We start from the raw sequence: 15,564 nt of genomic DNA, 5'->3' as shown, positions 1-15,564 counted from the left end.
AATAAATACTTTTCAAAGTATAAAAAGTGCGTTATAATCCATCTATAAAATAAATAGTTAGCTACACTCATATAATCGCGGGGATATGGCCTGCAAGTTTCTACCGAAGTACCGTAAATACTTTGACTATGAGTGAGGACGAATATATTTGCTTGTTTAGCATTCTTTTTTGCGAAACTCCAAAAGCGCGTCTCTCACTTGTAACGAGTGGTGGCGGCTTTTGGAGTTTTTTTATTGCATAAGAGGGGGAACAAACATGAAAGTATTACAAGAAAAGATTTTGAACGAAGGAAAGGTTTTATCTGGTGACGTATTAAAGGTAGATGCTTTTTTAAACCATCAAATTGACCCAGTACTTATGCAAGAAATCGGAAAAGAATTTGCTAAACGTTTTAAAGAAGAGAACATTACAAAGATCGTGACGATTGAATCTTCAGGCATTGCACCAGCTGTTATGGCTGCATTAGAGCTTGGTGTAAAAGTAATCTTTGCAAGAAAACGTAAATCGTTAACGTTACAAGATAATATGTACGTTGCAAACGTATACTCATTTACGAAACAAGAAACGAATGAAATTTCATTATCTCGAAATCATATCGATGAAAATGATCGCGTTTTAATTATCGATGACTTTTTAGCAAACGGTCAGGCTGCTTTAGGTTTAATGAGTTTAGTAGAGCAAGCTGGAGCAAGTATTGCAGGAATTGGTATTGTTATTGAAAAAGCATTTCAAGATGGAGGAAAGAAGCTTCGTGAACAAGGCGTTCGTGTTGAGTCGCTAGCAGAGATTGCATCACTTGATAACAGCACAGTTACATTTGTACAGCAAGAAACTGCGGAGGTGAAATAAACGATGAAGCAACATCCATTTAAAATCGCATCACTTGGTATGCAACATATGCTTGCAATGTATGCTGGTGCAATTATCGTTCCGCTTATTGTGGGCGGCGGACTTGGTTTAAATCAAAAAGAGTTAACATATTTAGTCTCAATTGATTTATTAATGTGCGGCGTTGCGACAATTTTACAAGCATTATCAAATCGCTTTTTCGGTATTGGACTTCCCGTTGTACTTGGTTGTACATTTACAGCGGTTGGCCCGATGATTGCAATCGGGAAACAATACGGCGTATCCTCTATTTATGGAGCGATTATTGCTGCGGGGTTATTCATTGTTATTTTTGCGAAATTATTTGGAAAGCTTGTAAAGCTGTTTCCACCTGTCGTAACAGGATCTGTCGTTACTGTAATTGGGGTTACACTTGTTCCAGCAGCAATTAATGATATGGCTGGAGGAGTAGGAAGTAAGGATTTCGGTAGTCTTGAAAATTTAGCATTAGCATTTGGTGTGTTACTATTTATCATCATTATGTATCGTTTCTTTGACGGGTTTATTCGTTCAATCTCTATTTTACTAGGTCTATTGTTCGGTACAATCGTTGCAGCATTTATGGGGAAAGTAAGCTTGCAAGCGGTTGGAGAAGCTGATTGGTTCCATGGTATTCAGCCATTTTACTTCGGTACACCAACATTTGAATTAACACCAATTATTACGATGATTTTAGTTGCTTGCGTAGGGATTGTAGAAGCAACAGGTGTTTACTTCGCATTATCTGATATTTGCAATAAAAAGATCGGTGAAAAAGAATTAACAAAAGGGTATCGCGCAGAAGGATTAGCGATGGTGTTAGGTGGTATTTTCAATGCGTTCCCATATACAACATACTCTCAAAACGTAGGACTTGTTCAACTAACTGGAGTAAGAAATCGCGTTATTATTTATACTTGTGGTGGTATGCTAATCGTTCTTGGGTTCATTCCTAAAATCGCAGCTATTACTACAATCATTCCAAAATCAGTACTTGGCGGTGCGATGTTAGCAATGTTTGGTATGGTTATGGCGTATGGTATTAAAATGTTAAGTAGCGTTGATTTTGGTAAACAAGAAAACTTATTAATCGTGGCATGCTCTGTCGGAATCGGACTTGGAGTTACAGTCGTTCCTACATTATTCTCACAACTTCCAGAAAGCATTCGTATTTTAACTGATAATGGAATTGTACTTGGAAGTGCGTCAGCAGTCCTTTTAAATATCGTATTTAATATGGTGCCGCAGCGTAAAGTGAAAGTAAAAGAAGAGCCAGTTCCTATGCAAAGTGCAGTAAGAGAAGCATAAAAAAGCAAGGTCTCGTTATGAGACCTTGCTTTTCTTTTTAAGTGGCATCATTTTCCCATACGTACCAAGACGCCAAATGTATTCAAGTGGCCCGTATTGATAACGTGACAGCCACCAACGGCTAATAAAGATTTGCAACGTGTAGAAACCGATGCAGAATAGTGGTCCTACCCATAATGGAGCAAGATAATTATTTTTGAACAATAGACCGAATACTAGTAACGTAACGATTGTATGCGAGATGTAATTTGTTAACGCCATTCGACCAACGTATTGGAATGGTCGTAATAATGTTTGCCATTTTTCTTTCTGTAATAAACGCATAAGCGTGAAAATGTAGAAGATGAATAATGTCTTTCCACTAAACATTGTAAAGGCCTGCATATAAATTGGTTCATAAGATGGTTTTGATAAGAAATAACGGACCATGAAGAACCACATTGGCAATGTTAAAATGAACATAATAATTTGCCATTTTTTAAGCTTTGGATCTAACTCTTTCGTACGGCGGAAAATATCCTTTTTGCCGGCATATAAACCAAGTAAAAATAGCCCAACTGTTTCTGGGAGCATGAATGCGTTTAGTCCAATTCCATCAGCATAAAATGCATGGAAACGATTTTGTATTTGTGACACCCAGTCTTCAAGTGGCATGATTGGTAAGGATAATCCAAGTTCATCCTTTGGCATGAAGGCAATACCAATACTAGCAATTAGCATAAGAAATTGAAAAATACTTAATAAAACGATTGCCCATATTAAAATGGTACGAGGTTCTCTCTTATAAAATAAAAATAAGAAAAATCCAGCGATTGCATAAGTATGTAAAATGTCTCCGTCCCATAAAAGAACGTAATGTAAGAAACCAAATAATAATAAAATAAGTAAGCGACGAACAAATAAAGTTTTTGGTCGATCTGTTTTCGCTTCAGCACGAGTCATAAAAATGTAAAAGCCTAGGCCGAATAAAAACGAAAAGATAGTATAAAACTTTGTTTGAATAAACATATCGTAAAACAGACGGATATAGCTATCTAGCCCCTCATAAATTCCTGAAAGATCACGTGAGTCAATCCCAGCGATAACAGGCCAGTTAACAAGAAAAATACCTAGTACAGCTATTCCTCTAATAATATCGATGGAGTGTATCCTCTCGCCTTGTGAAATATTTTGTGTCATTATTTTCCTCCTTGTTAAGTAATTCCCTTTTATTATACAAAATGTAAAGAGGAGGGTATATAGGTAATTTCCAATTTTTAAAACTGTTAAGATGTGTATTATGAGATATAATAAGAGTGCACAACAAGTTTTAACCTTCTTCAAAACAGGCAGTAAAGCTCCTTCTTATAAGGGGCTTTCTTTATGAAAAGTGTTGATAATGATTCTCTTTAATGATAAAATGTATTCAAAAGTGATAATCATTATCAAAAAAGGTTGGTGCATGAGTATGGTGTATGCATTAGTAGCAGGTACAGTCGCTGTATATGCAGTTATTACAAAGTATGTTTTAAATGGAGTAGGAACAGCAAAATGAGTGATATGACATAAAATCCCTTTCATTTGTAAAAAGAATGAAAGGGATTTTTTATTTTTAATGAGAATATGCTGAAAATTTAGTATGATAGTAAAGTGAAACTGTAATCAATGCGGGGATGTATATCCCGTTGATTATTAGCTCGCAAATAGCGGGGAGAAGTATATACATCTTGGATAAAGGGGAACAAGGGGATGACAAACATAGTACAGACAAACGGTATGAAAAAACTTGTTTGTTTTTATGAAGAGTGGCAAAAACACGGCGATGCAGAGAATAGTTTAAAGTTGTTTGAGGTGATTCAAAAATATAAACAAGAGCAGCTTATGATAGCGTTTTGTGGTCACTTCTCTGCAGGAAAATCAACGATGATGAATCATCTATATAAAGCGCAGTTATTACCAACAAGTCCAATTCCGACAAGCGCTAACGTTGTCAAAATTGAAAAAGGGATGGATCGTGTTGTCGTAACAGTTAAGTCTGGAGAACAGTACGAATATGACGGTGCGTATTCAGCTGAAGAATTAAAACAAATTTGTAAAGACGGTGATGAGGTAATTGGTGTTCACATTTATCGGAATGATGCGCCAATTCCTGAAGGTGTTATGTTAGTTGATACACCAGGGATTGACTCAACAGATGATGCCCATCAACTTGCGACAGAATCAACGCTGCATCTAGCAGATGTAATTTTTTATATGATGGATTATAATCACGTCCAATCGGAAGTGAATTTACAATTTGTTAAAGAATTGAAACAACGTAATAAAACGGTTTATCTCGTTGTAAATCAAATAGATAAACATAAAGAAAATGAATTAACATTTGAGGATTATAAAGATAGTGTAAAACAATCGTTCTCTAACTGGGATATTGAAGTAGATGGAGTTTATTATACGTCATTACGAATGATGAACCATCCACATAATGAAATTGGAAGCCTAGAAACATTAATTACATCTATTATGAAAGAAAAAGAGCAGTATGTAAGAGATGGAATGGAGCGCGAAACAGAATATTTAATGGGGGAACATTTCTCGTTTATTCTTTCTGAAAATGAAAAAGCTCTTTTGAAATATGAGGAAGAGTTAGCGGCACCGCTTTCGATTTCAGAAATAGTTGAAAAGAAAGAAGAGCTAACGGAAACGAAACATCGCGAGGCTAGTAAAGAATCTCATGTGAGAAACGAATTTATAAAAGGCTTACAAGCCATATTAGATAACGCGTATTTAATGCCATTTGAGATGAGAGAATTGGCAAATGCGTATTTAGAAACGAAATTAACAAAATTTAAGGTCGGTTTGCTATTTGCGAAAGGAAAGACGGAGCAAGAAAAACAGAGACGTTTAGATGCTTTTTATTCTGCTTTGCAAAAGACTGTTGAAACGCAACTTGATTTCCATGTGAAAGAATTTATTGTTGCCTTCTTAAAAGAAGAAGGATTATTCACAGAGGAAATTGGAAAAGACATATATGCTTTAGAGATTGCTTTTGGACCAGACATGTTAGCTGAGGTCATTAAACAAGGTGCAGGTTTCACAGGTGATTACTTACTTCTTTATACAGCAGATGTAGCGAATGAACTGAAGAAACGTTATTTTACAAAAGCACAGCAAATTTTTGATAAAAGTGCAGTCGTTTTAAAGCAAAAGGTGAAGGAAGCAGTTGCTCGCATTGAAGAAGAGATTGAAAAATATACGATGTTGCAAACGGCAAAAGAAACGAAATTGCAATATAGTAACAATTTGGAGACATATGAAAGTTATTTACAAAATGTTTGGAACGAGCGTGTTGCTACACCTGAAGGATTGCAGATAGAGGAGATATTGCAAAATAAAACACAAATTGTTAGTGAGAAATTCACACTACAAGAGCAGGAAAGCGTAAACGATAACGTAGCGGCTCATGAAGAAGAGATAAAAGGAACGGCAGCTTTAAATATTCAGCGTATATTAGAGAAAGTGAAGAAAGCTGAAACGATATTAGAGCCATTGCCAGCGCTGAAACATGTACAGCAAGAGGTAATAGAAAAAAGGCGTCGTGTGGAAACGAAACAATTTACAGTAGCGTTATTCGGAGCGTTTAGTGCTGGGAAATCATCATTTGCCAATGCATTGCTTGGTGAGAAGGTACTTCCTGTATCTCCAAATCCGACGACGGCAACGATTAATCAAATTTTGCCGGTTACAGAGGAAAAACCACACGGAACAGTAATGGTTCAATTTAAATCAAAGCAAGCTCTATTAGAAGATATGAAAGCTGTTTATAAGCTGTTTCATTATGAGATTACTACGTTAGATGAAGCGTTAGCACAAATTGATAAAGTTATGAAATATCCTTCACCAACAGGGAAGCAAAAAACAACATTTAGTTTTTTACGAGCGGTACAAAAAGGGTATGATACAGTTTCTGCTCATTTAGGGAAGCAAGTACAAGTTACATTAGAAGAGTTTTCTGATTATGTAGCGAATGAAGAAAAATCATGTTTTGTTGAGTACATGGAGCTTTATTATGATTGTGCTTTAACAAGGCAAGGAGTAGCGCTTGTAGACACTCCTGGAGCGGATTCTATTAACGCCCGTCATACGGACGTTGCGTTCCAGTATATTAAAAACGCGGATGCTATTTTATTTGTAACGTATTATAATCATGTGTTCTCCCGTGCTGATCGTGAATTTTTAATCCAGCTTGGTCGTGTAAAGGATACTTTTGCTCTTGATAAAATGTTCTTCTTAATTAATGCGGCCGATTTAGCAGAGTCTGAAGAAGAACTTGAAATGGTAAAAGGGTATATTGCAGACCAGCTATTACAATACGGTATTAGAAATCCGCGTTTATTTGCGATTTCAAGTTTATGTGCACTTGAAGAGAAACAAGGAAAGAATATTGAAAGAGAGAAGTACGGTATATTACAAAACTCTGGGATTGCTAAGTTCGAGAAATCATTTACATCCTTTATGATGAGAGATTTAATGCTCGTATCTGTTCATGCTTTATATGGTGCATTGCAAGGAGCGGATCAGCTTTTAGTAAATATGATAAATGGTGCAAAGCAGGGGAATGAGGAGAAAGAGAAGCAAACGAAAAAATATGAAGCAGAGCGTGATCAACTACTTCATATTATTTCATCATATAGTGTGCTTGCTGAAGAGCAGGCGATGCAAAATGAAGTGAAAGAATTGCTTTATTACGTGCAACAGCGTCTATTCCTACGCTATAACGATGTGTTTACTGAATTTATTAATCCAGCATCGCTTCGAACGGACGGAAATGTGAAAGTGCAGTTGCAACAGTGCGTTATGGAATTAGTCGCATTTATTCAGCATGATTTATTACAAGAAATGCGTGCGACATCATTACGCCTTGAAAAATGGATAGATGAAGCGATGAGGCGTGCAAAGAATGAAATTGTGGTGAACTGTAAAGTAGAAAATGAATCAATTTCTATGAGTGGAACAGTGGATTATGAGTATAAAGATATTACACATAAAGAACCGTTCCCTTCAGTGGAAATCAAAGATTTCAAAAAAGCATTGGCACATTTTAAAAATGAAAAAAGCTTTTTTGAAAAAAATGATAAAGCTTTCATGCAAGAAGAGGCTAAAGTTGTATTAGAGCCTTTCGTATCAAACTATGTAGCTGATGAAAAAGATTTATTTGTTCATCATTATAAGCAAGAATGGAATATGAAATGGAACTTATTCCAAAAAGTGATGCAGCAAGATGTGATGAATTATTATGAAAGTATATTATTTGCATTGGCTGAAACGATTGATGTATCACTATATGAACAAAGTAAAGAACAATTGCAAAAGCAGTTAGTGGAGATTGAAAAAGAAATTTATGTGATCTAGTCGTTATGAGAAAAAGATTCGTTCAATTTTCTTTTGCAGTACTGTATCTAAAGATTTGACAAACCCAGCAAATTCATCGGTAGAAATCATATGAGTAAGAACGAGTCGTCTGCCGTCTGGTGTTTCACCGCATAAGACGAATGAAGAAAATTCATATGTTTTGTTTTCTACTACTAATTTTGGATAGGAATACGTGTCGCTTTTCTTCTTCTTTCCATCAATAGAGATGACGTTGCACTTTTTCTCATTGTTGTCCATGGTGAATCCCTCCTTTCTATTATTTATGGTAGACAAGGAGGGATTAGAACAATAGAAAAGAGGGGAATTTTTATGCCTGTTGTAATAGAACCTATTTCGAAAGAAGCTATACCGAAACCTTTATTATTGCTTGCTGATCCAAGTGAGGAGCAAATTGATGCATATGTACAAAGAGGATTAACATATGTAGCTAAGCAAGAAGAGAGAGTTGTCGGTGTATATGTTCTTTTGGAAACAAGGACGAAGACGATGGAAATTATGAATATTGCGGTTGTAGAGCACTTGCAAGGAAAAGGGATTGGAAAGAAGCTATTAAGTCATGCCGTAGAAACTGCTAAAGGATATGGTATGTCAAAACTTGAAGTTGGTACAGGCAATTCTAGTGTTTCACAACTTGCTTTATATCAAAAATGTGGATTTCGTATTTTTTCTATTGATTTTGATTACTTTTCAAAGCATTATGAAGAAGAGATTATTGAAAATGGGATTGTATGTCGTGATATGATTCGGCTTGCAATGGAATTGAATCAGAACGTATAACTTATTTAGGGGGAAGAGAAGATGGAAGTACATAAAGCAATTACAGCACATTCTCGTAAACAAAATGAAAGTGTAAAAGCATGTTTACAATTAGATGCGCAGCGTGAAGCAGCTATTGAAGCAGCCGTATCTCTTGCGTCAAAGGGGAAAGAATTTTCGGTTGATGTCATTAATGTTGTAACAAAGCAAATTAATGATCTTGCAAAAAATGGTGTTACACTGCAGCGTAAATATGTTACAGAAGAAATGGTTATGGAGTATGTAAGTCGTTTGCAAGAGAAAGAAGGTCGTTAAAGATGATAGTTACAGTCGAATGGTTACGTGAGCATATAGAAGATGAGAACGTCCGTATAATCGATTGTCGTTTTGATTTAGCGAATCCGAATTGGGGTAGAGAAAAGTATGAGGAAGAACATATTCTTCATGCGTTATATTTTGATTTAAATTTAGATCTATCAAGTCCTGTAACAGAACATGGTGGTCGCCATCCGTTGCCGAATATTGAGGAGTTTGCAGACAAGCTTTCACAAGCTGGTATTGATGAACATACGACAGTAATTGCATATGACAGTCAAGCGGGTGCAAATGCTTCTCGTCTCTGGTGGTTATTAAACTATGTAGGACATGAGAAAGTATATATATTAGATGGCGGATTTCCAGCTTGGAAAGAGAATGGACTACCGATAACAACGGAAATTCCTGTTGCTAAACGAAAAGTATTCAAAGCAAATGTACAAGATCATATGCTTGTAACGATGGAAACGGTCAGAGAGAATATTCATGCAGGTGCAGATGTTACGTTAATTGATTCTAGAGAACCAAAACGTTATGCTGGTGTAGAGGAACTTGTTGATTCAAAAGCAGGACATATTCCGACAGCAGTAAACTATTTTTGGAAGGATGGAATTGTACAATCAGGACAATTTAAGAATGAAGCTGGGCAACAAGAACGATTCCAAAATCTTTCGAAAGATAAGGAAACAATTGTGTATTGTGGTTCTGGTGTGACAGCATGTCCAAATATCCTCGCATTGAAATTAGCTGGATTCCAAAATGTTAAATTGTATGCAGGTAGCTGGAGTGATTGGATTTCTTATCCAGAAAATCAAATTACAAAAGAAGAAGATTAATCACTTGCATGCAAAAATAATTTGTATTAAAATAAGGTCACAAGCAAGAAATTGCTCGAAAAACTTTGTATTTTACACATTAGAAACAATGTGATAATATAACGACAAGTAAATAATACATCCTGCGGTGTACGTAACTTATTTATGTCTAAAACCGATGTTAGTTATACGGAAGCTCAATATTTAGCGACCATCATCAAGCCTTCCTTGTGGAGGAAGATGTACGGTAACTGTGAGGGCATCCACCTGCGAGTAGCGGGTTTTTGGACATTTACGAGGAGCGGCACGTGCGGGGGTCTTATTTCAACTAACATTATATAAAATTCCTACGGTGTACGTAGCTTATGCATGTCTTAAACCAATAAGTTTAATACGGAAGTTCAATATTTAAATGTAGCTAACAAGCCATCTTTTTAAGAAGGAAGTTACAAACATTTGTGAGAGCATCCACCTGTGAGAGCAGGTTTATGGACATCTAGAGAGAACGGCATATGTGGGGCTATATAAAAACCTTACGTTTTATACGTAAGGTTTTTTTGTTGCATACATATATTCATATTATCCCACTTTAATGGGCAGTAAGACCCCCACCTCAAAATTCAGCGAAAGCAAAGAATTTAGGTGGGGGATTAACTGCCCATTAAAGTCCGATTGGTGAGGGCTAATAATCAGTGGGGGATGAAGAAAACCCCCACTGATTAAAGTTTCACGTTATCTCGATTCACCTGTGAAGTTTCCATAATAAATATAGCACTTTCTGTCTTCATCAATCTCTCTTGAATCTAAAGCGAACTCCATATGCATGCCGTCGCGCTGAATATATATAATATCTGAATGAAGATATGGCAAGATTTCTTCATAGTTCCATACATCTTTACTTTCAATCAAGTTTGAACTTGTATCCTGTAGCTCTCTAACTTCAAAACCGATGTGGAAGTAAGTTGGATCTGACGGATCGTTAGAAAAAGTTTCTTGTTGAATGTATATAACTGCTGTTCCGTCTGGATCTACTGAAGTTGCAGTAACAACATATGTATTTTTATCTTTTATAAAATATTCACAAGTCATGCGTGCGATAATTTCAGAATTAGAAATATTTGCGTAGTTCCATAAAGCAGGATACTCTTTCGTTTCATCATTAAGTCGATATTCTAAGCGCATTTTATCCCTCTTCTTCCTTTTTCTTCTACTTTATCATGCTATCCTATATAATAGGAATAGATTTTAAAAAGGGGAGTGCGAAGGTGACAAAAACGAAATGGCTAGTAGGTGGTGTCGTAACGTCTTTAATGACTGGCACTTTATTTGGCTGTGCACAAGATCTTCCTCCAAAACCGAAGGATAAGAGTTGTTCAGATTGGGATTGGGATGATGAACTTGGGGTATGGCAGTGTGATGATAGTAGTTCAGGTTATCGTGGGCATTACTTCTATGGCGGGCGATACTATCAAAATAAATCCACTTTTAAAAATTCATCGGCGTTTAAATCTTATCAATCGTCTGCGGAATTTAAAGGTGGAATTGGAAGCGGTTCAAAGGGTGGATTTGGAGGCTAATTATGTCGCAATACATAAGGGATCGAAAAGAGTTTTATTCGAAATATCCGGATTTTTGGTCGGATTTATATGAATGTGAGTATAGTTTGTTTCATGTTTTCTCGATAACAAATCAGACTATGAAACAATTGCAATTAGCAACGGAACGAATGGGGAAAATATTTTTTAAGACTGCTAGACTTTTGCGTAATTTAAGTGATGAACAGCTTCTTGAACTTGGATTTCCTCCTGCGAGCTTATCATTCATTAGAATGAAAGGATTATATCCTGAATCTGTTATTTCGCGATTTGATTTCGTGTTAACAGGTGATAACCAAATTAAAATGCTTGAGTTTAATAGTGATACACCAACTTTTATTATGGAATGCTTTCAAATGAATGGAAAAGTTTGTGGAAAACTAGGTTATGATGATCCAAACTTGGGTCAAGAGCGGTTACTATCTTCAGGTGTTACAAAAGCCGTAATGGAAGCGACAAAGGGAATAGATAATCCCAATGTTGTTTTTACAGCACATCATGAACATATTGAGGATTGGAATACGACTATGTATTTGAGTCAGTTATGCCATGTTGAAAATAAAGTAGTGCCAATGTCAGAACTTAGAATTACAAAAGATGCTTTAGTGGATAGCGATGGAGTACAAATTGATGTTTTATATCGCCAAACATATCCGATAGAAGATTTAATTGAGGATCAAGATCCTGAAACAGGAGATTTGGTTGGTGTGGAACTGTTGCAGCTCGTAAAATCAGGAAAGCTTTTTATTATAAATCCTTTGTCAGCATTTTTACTTCAGCCAAAATCAATTCAGTGTCTTATTTGGGGGCTAGCAGAAGAAAATGTCTTTTATACAAATGAGGAACGAAAGTGGATTAAAGAATATATGTTACCTACATATTTAGAACCAGATTTATTTTTAGGAAAAGGTTCTTTCGTTCAAAAACCTTCATTTGGTAGAGAAGGAGATACAATTACCGTTCGCGATAAGGACGAAAATATTATGATTCAAAATGCACACGAAACGTATAAAGCGTCACTGCCAGTATTTCAAAAATATACAGAACTTCCAGTCGTATCAATGGAAACAGAAAAAGGGATAGAGAAACTGTCGTATGTGTTTGGTTCGTTTTTAATTGCTGGAAAAGCGAGTAGTATCGGTATTCGCGCTGGGGAAAAAATTACGGGGAATGAATCGTACTATTTACCGGTAGGTATAAAAAAGGAGGAAAGTATATGATTAATTTTTTATTATATTTAGCAGTAACACTTGGACTTTTATGCATTGGTCTTTTCCTGATGGAAGTGACAACGAAAGTAAAAGAATTTAAGTTAATGGCTCAAGGGAATAAAGCGGTAAGCTATGTACTTGGAGGACGATTACTTGGGTTAGCTATTGTTTTATATTCGACAGCAGCTAATTCTATTTCACTTCTTGATATGGTTTCGTGGGGAGCGGTTGGGATTTTGGCTCAAATTATTGTCTTTTATTTAGCTGAGTGGCTTACACCACGCTTTAATATAAACAAAAGTCTCGAAGAAGATAATCAAGCAGTCGGTCTTTTTCTTATGTTTTTATCGCTTTCCATTGGGATTGTAATTGCTGGTTGTATCACTTATTAAAAACTTTACGTTTAGACGTAAAGTTTTTTATTTTATATACGTTAGTCCGCCATACCTTGCGAAAAAATTGTAGGCTGCTGTTGACATCTATTTTAAATAAGAGTAACATTTTCTATGTAATAATAATAAGTCTCTGTTAGGTGAGGCTCCTGTATAGAGAAATGCTACTGCCCAAAAATGTCGAGAGACGCCAATGGGTCAACAGGAATGATCGAATTAAGGTTTTTCTTAACGTAGCTGGTAATGTACCTATGCTATACAGTGCTAAAACTCGGCGAGGGAGAGGTCCGTAGATTTCTAATTATATTAGGAATCGTTTATTTGTGTATGTCATGGCCTTTACTCTTTTCGGAGTAAGGGTCTTTTTGTTACAAAGCTATGAGTAATTTCATAGTATAAACTATAAAATGAAACGAGGAGGTGAGGAGCATGTCAAATTCTGACTCGGTTCCGTTACCCATATACTTCAAATCAAAAATATATGATGTAGGCAGGAAACGACTTGTTCCTCCCTCTATATTTATCATCATGTAGCGTTTATATGTATGTTTAAGCGCTAGACACTTTCATGGTAAAGTGGATAAATTGAGAAACAAAGCGTTTCTTCCTATGTTGTAAAGGAGGAGACGATAATATGTTATATGCAAACAAAACTGTGGGTAACACGTCATATAAATTAAGTAAAAAATCAATGAAAAAACAAACATTGCTTCAAAAAAATAAAGATTTATTAATTGAAATCGCAACGAGAGATGTGAAATCTGTATTTGCGTATTTTAAAACAACAAGAGACGGATTATCTATGAAAGAGGCACAAAAACGTATTCAAGTATACGGCCGAAACGAATTAACTTCAAAAAGAGTACGTATTGCAGAAGTCATGATGAAGCTAAGTGGAATGATCCCAGGTTTTTCAAAACAACAAGTGCGTGATGAATTGCAATGTGAAAAGATTACTGTATCTAGAGTAGAATGTGTTAATGGCATAGGGCTAAACAATGAACTGAAGATGATGAATGTGCCAGTGCAAGAGCTTGTTCCTGGTGATATGATTTTTCTTTCAGAAGGTGATACAGTACCAGCAGATGTACGTATCATTTACGCGAATGATTTATTAGTAAATGAATCTGTGCTAACAGGAAACGATGCGAGTATTGAGAAATTTGAAAGTTGTTATCATCTTGAGCGTAAACGATTTATTCCTTTAAAACGAATGAAAGACTATAATCCACTTGAACTTGAAAACGTATGTTTCAAAGGTACGTATATTGTTGGTGGAAATGCAAAGGCTGTAGTTGTTTCGACTGGGAAAAATACGTATTCAGGAATTCTTCATACTTGTTGTAGTAGAATGTCTTAATGTGTAAATGATGCTAAATATACAAAAACAATGTATAATAGACAAAGTTAAAAAAACGTAGAATGGTAATCTATTTATATAACCTTACGTGATGACGTGGGGTTATTATTTTTTGTAGTAGGAGAGGGATTATGAAAAAAGTATTATTAGTTGATGGTATGGCACTATTATTTCGTGCTTTTTACGCAACAAGTGTCTACGGACAATTTATGAAACGACAAGATGGTACCCCTACAAACGGGATTCATGGTTATATGAAACATTTATTAACAGCTATGCAAGCAATCGAACCGACACATATCGTAACATGCTGGGATATGGGAAGTACGACATTTAGAACAGAATCGTTCTCAAATTATAAAGCGAATCGTGCAGCGCCGCCTGAAGAATTAATTCCGCAATTTGACTTAGTACAAGAAATGACTGCGAAATTGTCTATTCCAGTTATCGGTATGAAAGGGTATGAAGCGGATGATTGTATCGGCACGCTTGCGAAACAATACTGTAATGAAGCGGAAGTTTATATTTTAACAGGTGATACGGATTTACTTCAGCTTGTTGATAAGAACGTTACAGTTATGCTCTTGCGCAAAGGAATTGGAAATTACGAATATTATACACCAGAGAAAATCATGGAAGAAAAAGGTGTAGAGCCGTGGCAAATCGTGCATGCGAAAGCGTTCATGGGAGATACGAGCGATAATTACCCAGGTGTAAAAGGTATCGGTGAAAAAACAGCGTATAAGCTTATTCAAGAGTATGGTACAGTAGCAACTGTACTAGAAAATGTCGCATCATTAACGAAAGCGCAGCGTACGAAGATTGAAAGTGATTTAGAGAATTTAAATATTTCATTACAATTAGCGCAAATTCACTGTGAAGTTCCAATTTTATGTTCACTAGAAGAAGGATTACACACAATGGATGAAGAAAAACTTAGATTCGTTTGTGAAGAAATGAATTGGGGAAGACCTGAAATATTAATAAATATGCTGTGAATAGTTTTGAAAGAGGGATGTTGTATAAGTCAAAGTTTGACTTATACAACATCCCTCTTTTTGTTTTTACGAACAGTATCGTAGTAAATAAAATTATATAGAACTAAATTTTAAATATATTAATGTTTCGACAAAATATATTGATAGAGGTTGATGACAATAGCAACTTTTATAATGACATGAAGCAATTTCAAAATGGTTTTAGGGCGATCAAATTTTTGCGTGTTCACAAAGTTGTCAGAAAATAAACGGAATTTTCATATGAAGTTCAAATAGAATTCACAACAATCCATTATTATAAGAACAACCAGATAATTCTTTATCTTTTATATAAACCATCCCCCAAGGAGGAAAATGAAAATGCGAAAAAAAGTGCGAAAATCTTTTAAACAATTATTAATTGAAAATAAACAATCACTATTAAATAATAAAGAAAATATGAAAGAAATTGAAGAGAGAATTGAGAGAAGACATGTAGCATATAGTGCTACTAGCAATTGAGTATTATTATTTTTCTCATGAAAAAAGCTTGTAATT

The 15,564-nt window shown here is 35.5% G+C and carries 15 protein-coding genes, 2 other RNA genes and 2 riboswitches; of the genes, 14 read left to right on the top strand and 3 right to left on the bottom strand.

Translation table 11 applies throughout. The features are described 5' to 3' along the window. Nucleotides 1–47 precede the first annotated feature (47 nt). Nucleotides 48–149: riboswitch (purine riboswitch) on the top strand. 107 nt (nt 150–256) lie between these two features. Further along, complete coding sequence (locus ACTFOB_RS13555; RefSeq protein WP_151631040.1) at nt 257–850, top strand: xanthine phosphoribosyltransferase; 594 nt, start codon at nt 257–259, stop codon at nt 848–850. A gap of 3 nt (nt 851–853) precedes the next feature. Beyond that, nucleotides 854–2,176 (top strand): xanthine permease PbuX, encoded by a 1,323-nt coding sequence (pbuX, locus tag ACTFOB_RS13550; protein ID WP_440025140.1) that lies wholly within the window; start codon nt 854–856, stop codon nt 2,174–2,176. A gap of 15 nt (nt 2,177–2,191) precedes the next feature. Here the strand turns inward: pbuX and ACTFOB_RS13545 are convergent, their stop codons facing one another. Beyond that, complete coding sequence (locus ACTFOB_RS13545) at nt 2,192–3,355, bottom strand: DUF418 domain-containing protein (protein WP_440025139.1); 1,164 nt, start codon at nt 3,353–3,355, stop codon at nt 2,192–2,194. A gap of 549 nt (nt 3,356–3,904) precedes the next feature. On the opposite strand from ACTFOB_RS13545, the gene ACTFOB_RS13540 reads away from it, so the two are divergent. Continuing rightward, complete coding sequence (locus ACTFOB_RS13540; protein WP_440025137.1) at nt 3,905–7,564, top strand: dynamin family protein; 3,660 nt, start codon at nt 3,905–3,907, stop codon at nt 7,562–7,564. A 3-nt stretch (nt 7,565–7,567) separates the two neighbouring features. Here the strand turns inward: ACTFOB_RS13540 and ACTFOB_RS13535 are convergent, their stop codons facing one another. Next, nucleotides 7,568–7,822 carry a DUF3931 domain-containing protein gene (locus ACTFOB_RS13535; protein WP_000369740.1) on the bottom strand — a complete coding sequence of 85 codons (255 nt, stop codon included), beginning with the start codon at nt 7,820–7,822 and terminating at the stop codon, nt 7,568–7,570. 72 nt (nt 7,823–7,894) lie between these two features. Between ACTFOB_RS13535 and ACTFOB_RS13530 the strand changes: the two genes are divergently transcribed. From ACTFOB_RS13530 to ssrS (ACTFOB_RS13510), 5 genes are all read left to right on the top strand, one after another. Then, nucleotides 7,895–8,362, top strand: coding sequence for a GNAT family N-acetyltransferase (locus ACTFOB_RS13530; protein WP_440025135.1), 468 nt, complete (start codon nt 7,895–7,897; stop codon nt 8,360–8,362). Nucleotides 8,363–8,383: 21 nt separating this feature from the next. Then, entirely contained in the window at nt 8,384–8,656 is a 273-nt protein-coding gene (locus ACTFOB_RS13525; protein ID WP_000451808.1) for a YpbS family protein, read from the top strand. Between the two features lie 2 nt (nt 8,657–8,658). Continuing rightward, entirely contained in the window at nt 8,659–9,492 is an 834-nt protein-coding gene (locus ACTFOB_RS13520) for a sulfurtransferase (protein ID WP_440025133.1), read from the top strand. Nucleotides 9,493–9,608: 116 nt separating this feature from the next. Next, a non-coding RNA gene (gene ssrS / locus ACTFOB_RS13515) (6S RNA) lies at nt 9,609–9,791 on the top strand. Nucleotides 9,792–9,812: 21 nt separating this feature from the next. Beyond that, nucleotides 9,813–9,996, top strand: a non-coding RNA gene (ssrS, locus tag ACTFOB_RS13510) — 6S RNA. Between the two features lie 207 nt (nt 9,997–10,203). Here ssrS (ACTFOB_RS13510) and ACTFOB_RS13505 read toward each other — a convergent pair. Next, nucleotides 10,204–10,653 (bottom strand): hypothetical protein, encoded by a 450-nt coding sequence (locus tag ACTFOB_RS13505; protein ID WP_440025132.1) that lies wholly within the window; start codon nt 10,651–10,653, stop codon nt 10,204–10,206. 83 nt (nt 10,654–10,736) lie between these two features. On the opposite strand from ACTFOB_RS13505, the gene ACTFOB_RS13500 reads away from it, so the two are divergent. The 6 genes from ACTFOB_RS13500 to ACTFOB_RS13475 all read left to right on the top strand — a co-directional run bounded on the left by ACTFOB_RS13500 (nt 10,737) and on the right by ACTFOB_RS13475 (nt 15,528). Then, nucleotides 10,737–11,048: a hypothetical protein gene (locus ACTFOB_RS13500; protein WP_440025131.1), complete on the top strand. Its 312-nt coding sequence runs from the start codon at nt 10,737–10,739 to the stop codon at nt 11,046–11,048. Nucleotides 11,049–11,050: 2 nt separating this feature from the next. Further along, complete coding sequence (locus ACTFOB_RS13495) at nt 11,051–12,286, top strand: glutathionylspermidine synthase family protein (RefSeq protein WP_440025130.1); 1,236 nt, start codon at nt 11,051–11,053, stop codon at nt 12,284–12,286. After that, nucleotides 12,283–12,669: a DUF350 domain-containing protein gene (locus tag ACTFOB_RS13490; protein WP_000606860.1), complete on the top strand. Its 387-nt coding sequence runs from the start codon at nt 12,283–12,285 to the stop codon at nt 12,667–12,669. Before ACTFOB_RS13495 ends, ACTFOB_RS13490 begins: the two co-directional genes overlap by 4 nt. Before the next feature lie 125 nt (nt 12,670–12,794). Then, a riboswitch (M-box (ykoK) riboswitch) is annotated at nt 12,795–12,960 on the top strand. 343 nt (nt 12,961–13,303) lie between these two features. Then, on the top strand, nt 13,304–14,029 hold the full coding sequence (locus tag ACTFOB_RS13485) for a P-type ATPase (protein ID WP_151631032.1): 726 nt from the start codon (nt 13,304–13,306) through the stop codon (nt 14,027–14,029). Between the two features lie 131 nt (nt 14,030–14,160). After that, nucleotides 14,161–15,027 carry a 5'-3' exonuclease gene (locus ACTFOB_RS13480; RefSeq protein ID WP_151631031.1) on the top strand — a complete coding sequence of 289 codons (867 nt, stop codon included), beginning with the start codon at nt 14,161–14,163 and terminating at the stop codon, nt 15,025–15,027. A gap of 360 nt (nt 15,028–15,387) precedes the next feature. Next, on the top strand, nt 15,388–15,528 hold the full coding sequence (locus tag ACTFOB_RS13475; protein ID WP_440025128.1) for an FbpB family small basic protein: 141 nt from the start codon (nt 15,388–15,390) through the stop codon (nt 15,526–15,528). Nucleotides 15,529–15,564 lie beyond the last annotated feature (36 nt).

Origin of the sequence: Bacillus cereus group sp. MYBK79-1 (assembly GCF_051915365.1) — a bacterium.
Lineage (GTDB): Bacteria > Bacillota > Bacilli > Bacillales > Bacillaceae_G > Bacillus_A.
The sequence above is the reverse complement of the archived record's forward strand: the minus strand, read 5'-3'. Positions and strand labels throughout refer to the sequence as shown.

Excerpts from the sequence above, each read along its gene's own strand:
- ACTFOB_RS13520 (WP_440025133.1), top strand. The coding sequence starts at position 8,659 with ATGATAGTTACAGTCGAATGGTTACGTGAGCATATAGAAGATGAGAAC.
- pbuX (WP_440025140.1), top strand. The coding sequence starts at position 854 with ATGAAGCAACATCCATTTAAAATCGCATCACTTGGTATGCAACATATG.
- ACTFOB_RS13545 (WP_440025139.1), bottom strand. The coding sequence starts at position 3,355 with ATGACACAAAATATTTCACAAGGCGAGAGGATACACTCCATCGATATT.
- ACTFOB_RS13555 (WP_151631040.1), top strand. The coding sequence starts at position 257 with ATGAAAGTATTACAAGAAAAGATTTTGAACGAAGGAAAGGTTTTATCT.
- ACTFOB_RS13525 (WP_000451808.1), top strand. The coding sequence starts at position 8,384 with ATGGAAGTACATAAAGCAATTACAGCACATTCTCGTAAACAAAATGAA.
- ACTFOB_RS13480 (WP_151631031.1), top strand. The coding sequence starts at position 14,161 with ATGAAAAAAGTATTATTAGTTGATGGTATGGCACTATTATTTCGTGCT.
- ACTFOB_RS13530 (WP_440025135.1), top strand. The coding sequence starts at position 7,895 with ATGCCTGTTGTAATAGAACCTATTTCGAAAGAAGCTATACCGAAACCT.
- ACTFOB_RS13540 (WP_440025137.1), top strand. The coding sequence starts at position 3,905 with ATGACAAACATAGTACAGACAAACGGTATGAAAAAACTTGTTTGTTTT.
- ACTFOB_RS13495 (WP_440025130.1), top strand. The coding sequence starts at position 11,051 with ATGTCGCAATACATAAGGGATCGAAAAGAGTTTTATTCGAAATATCCG.
- ACTFOB_RS13485 (WP_151631032.1), top strand. The coding sequence starts at position 13,304 with ATGTTATATGCAAACAAAACTGTGGGTAACACGTCATATAAATTAAGT.
- ACTFOB_RS13505 (WP_440025132.1), bottom strand. The coding sequence starts at position 10,653 with ATGCGCTTAGAATATCGACTTAATGATGAAACGAAAGAGTATCCTGCT.
- ACTFOB_RS13490 (WP_000606860.1), top strand. The coding sequence starts at position 12,283 with ATGATTAATTTTTTATTATATTTAGCAGTAACACTTGGACTTTTATGC.
- ACTFOB_RS13475 (WP_440025128.1), top strand. The coding sequence starts at position 15,388 with ATGCGAAAAAAAGTGCGAAAATCTTTTAAACAATTATTAATTGAAAAT.
- ACTFOB_RS13535 (WP_000369740.1), bottom strand. The coding sequence starts at position 7,822 with ATGGACAACAATGAGAAAAAGTGCAACGTCATCTCTATTGATGGAAAG.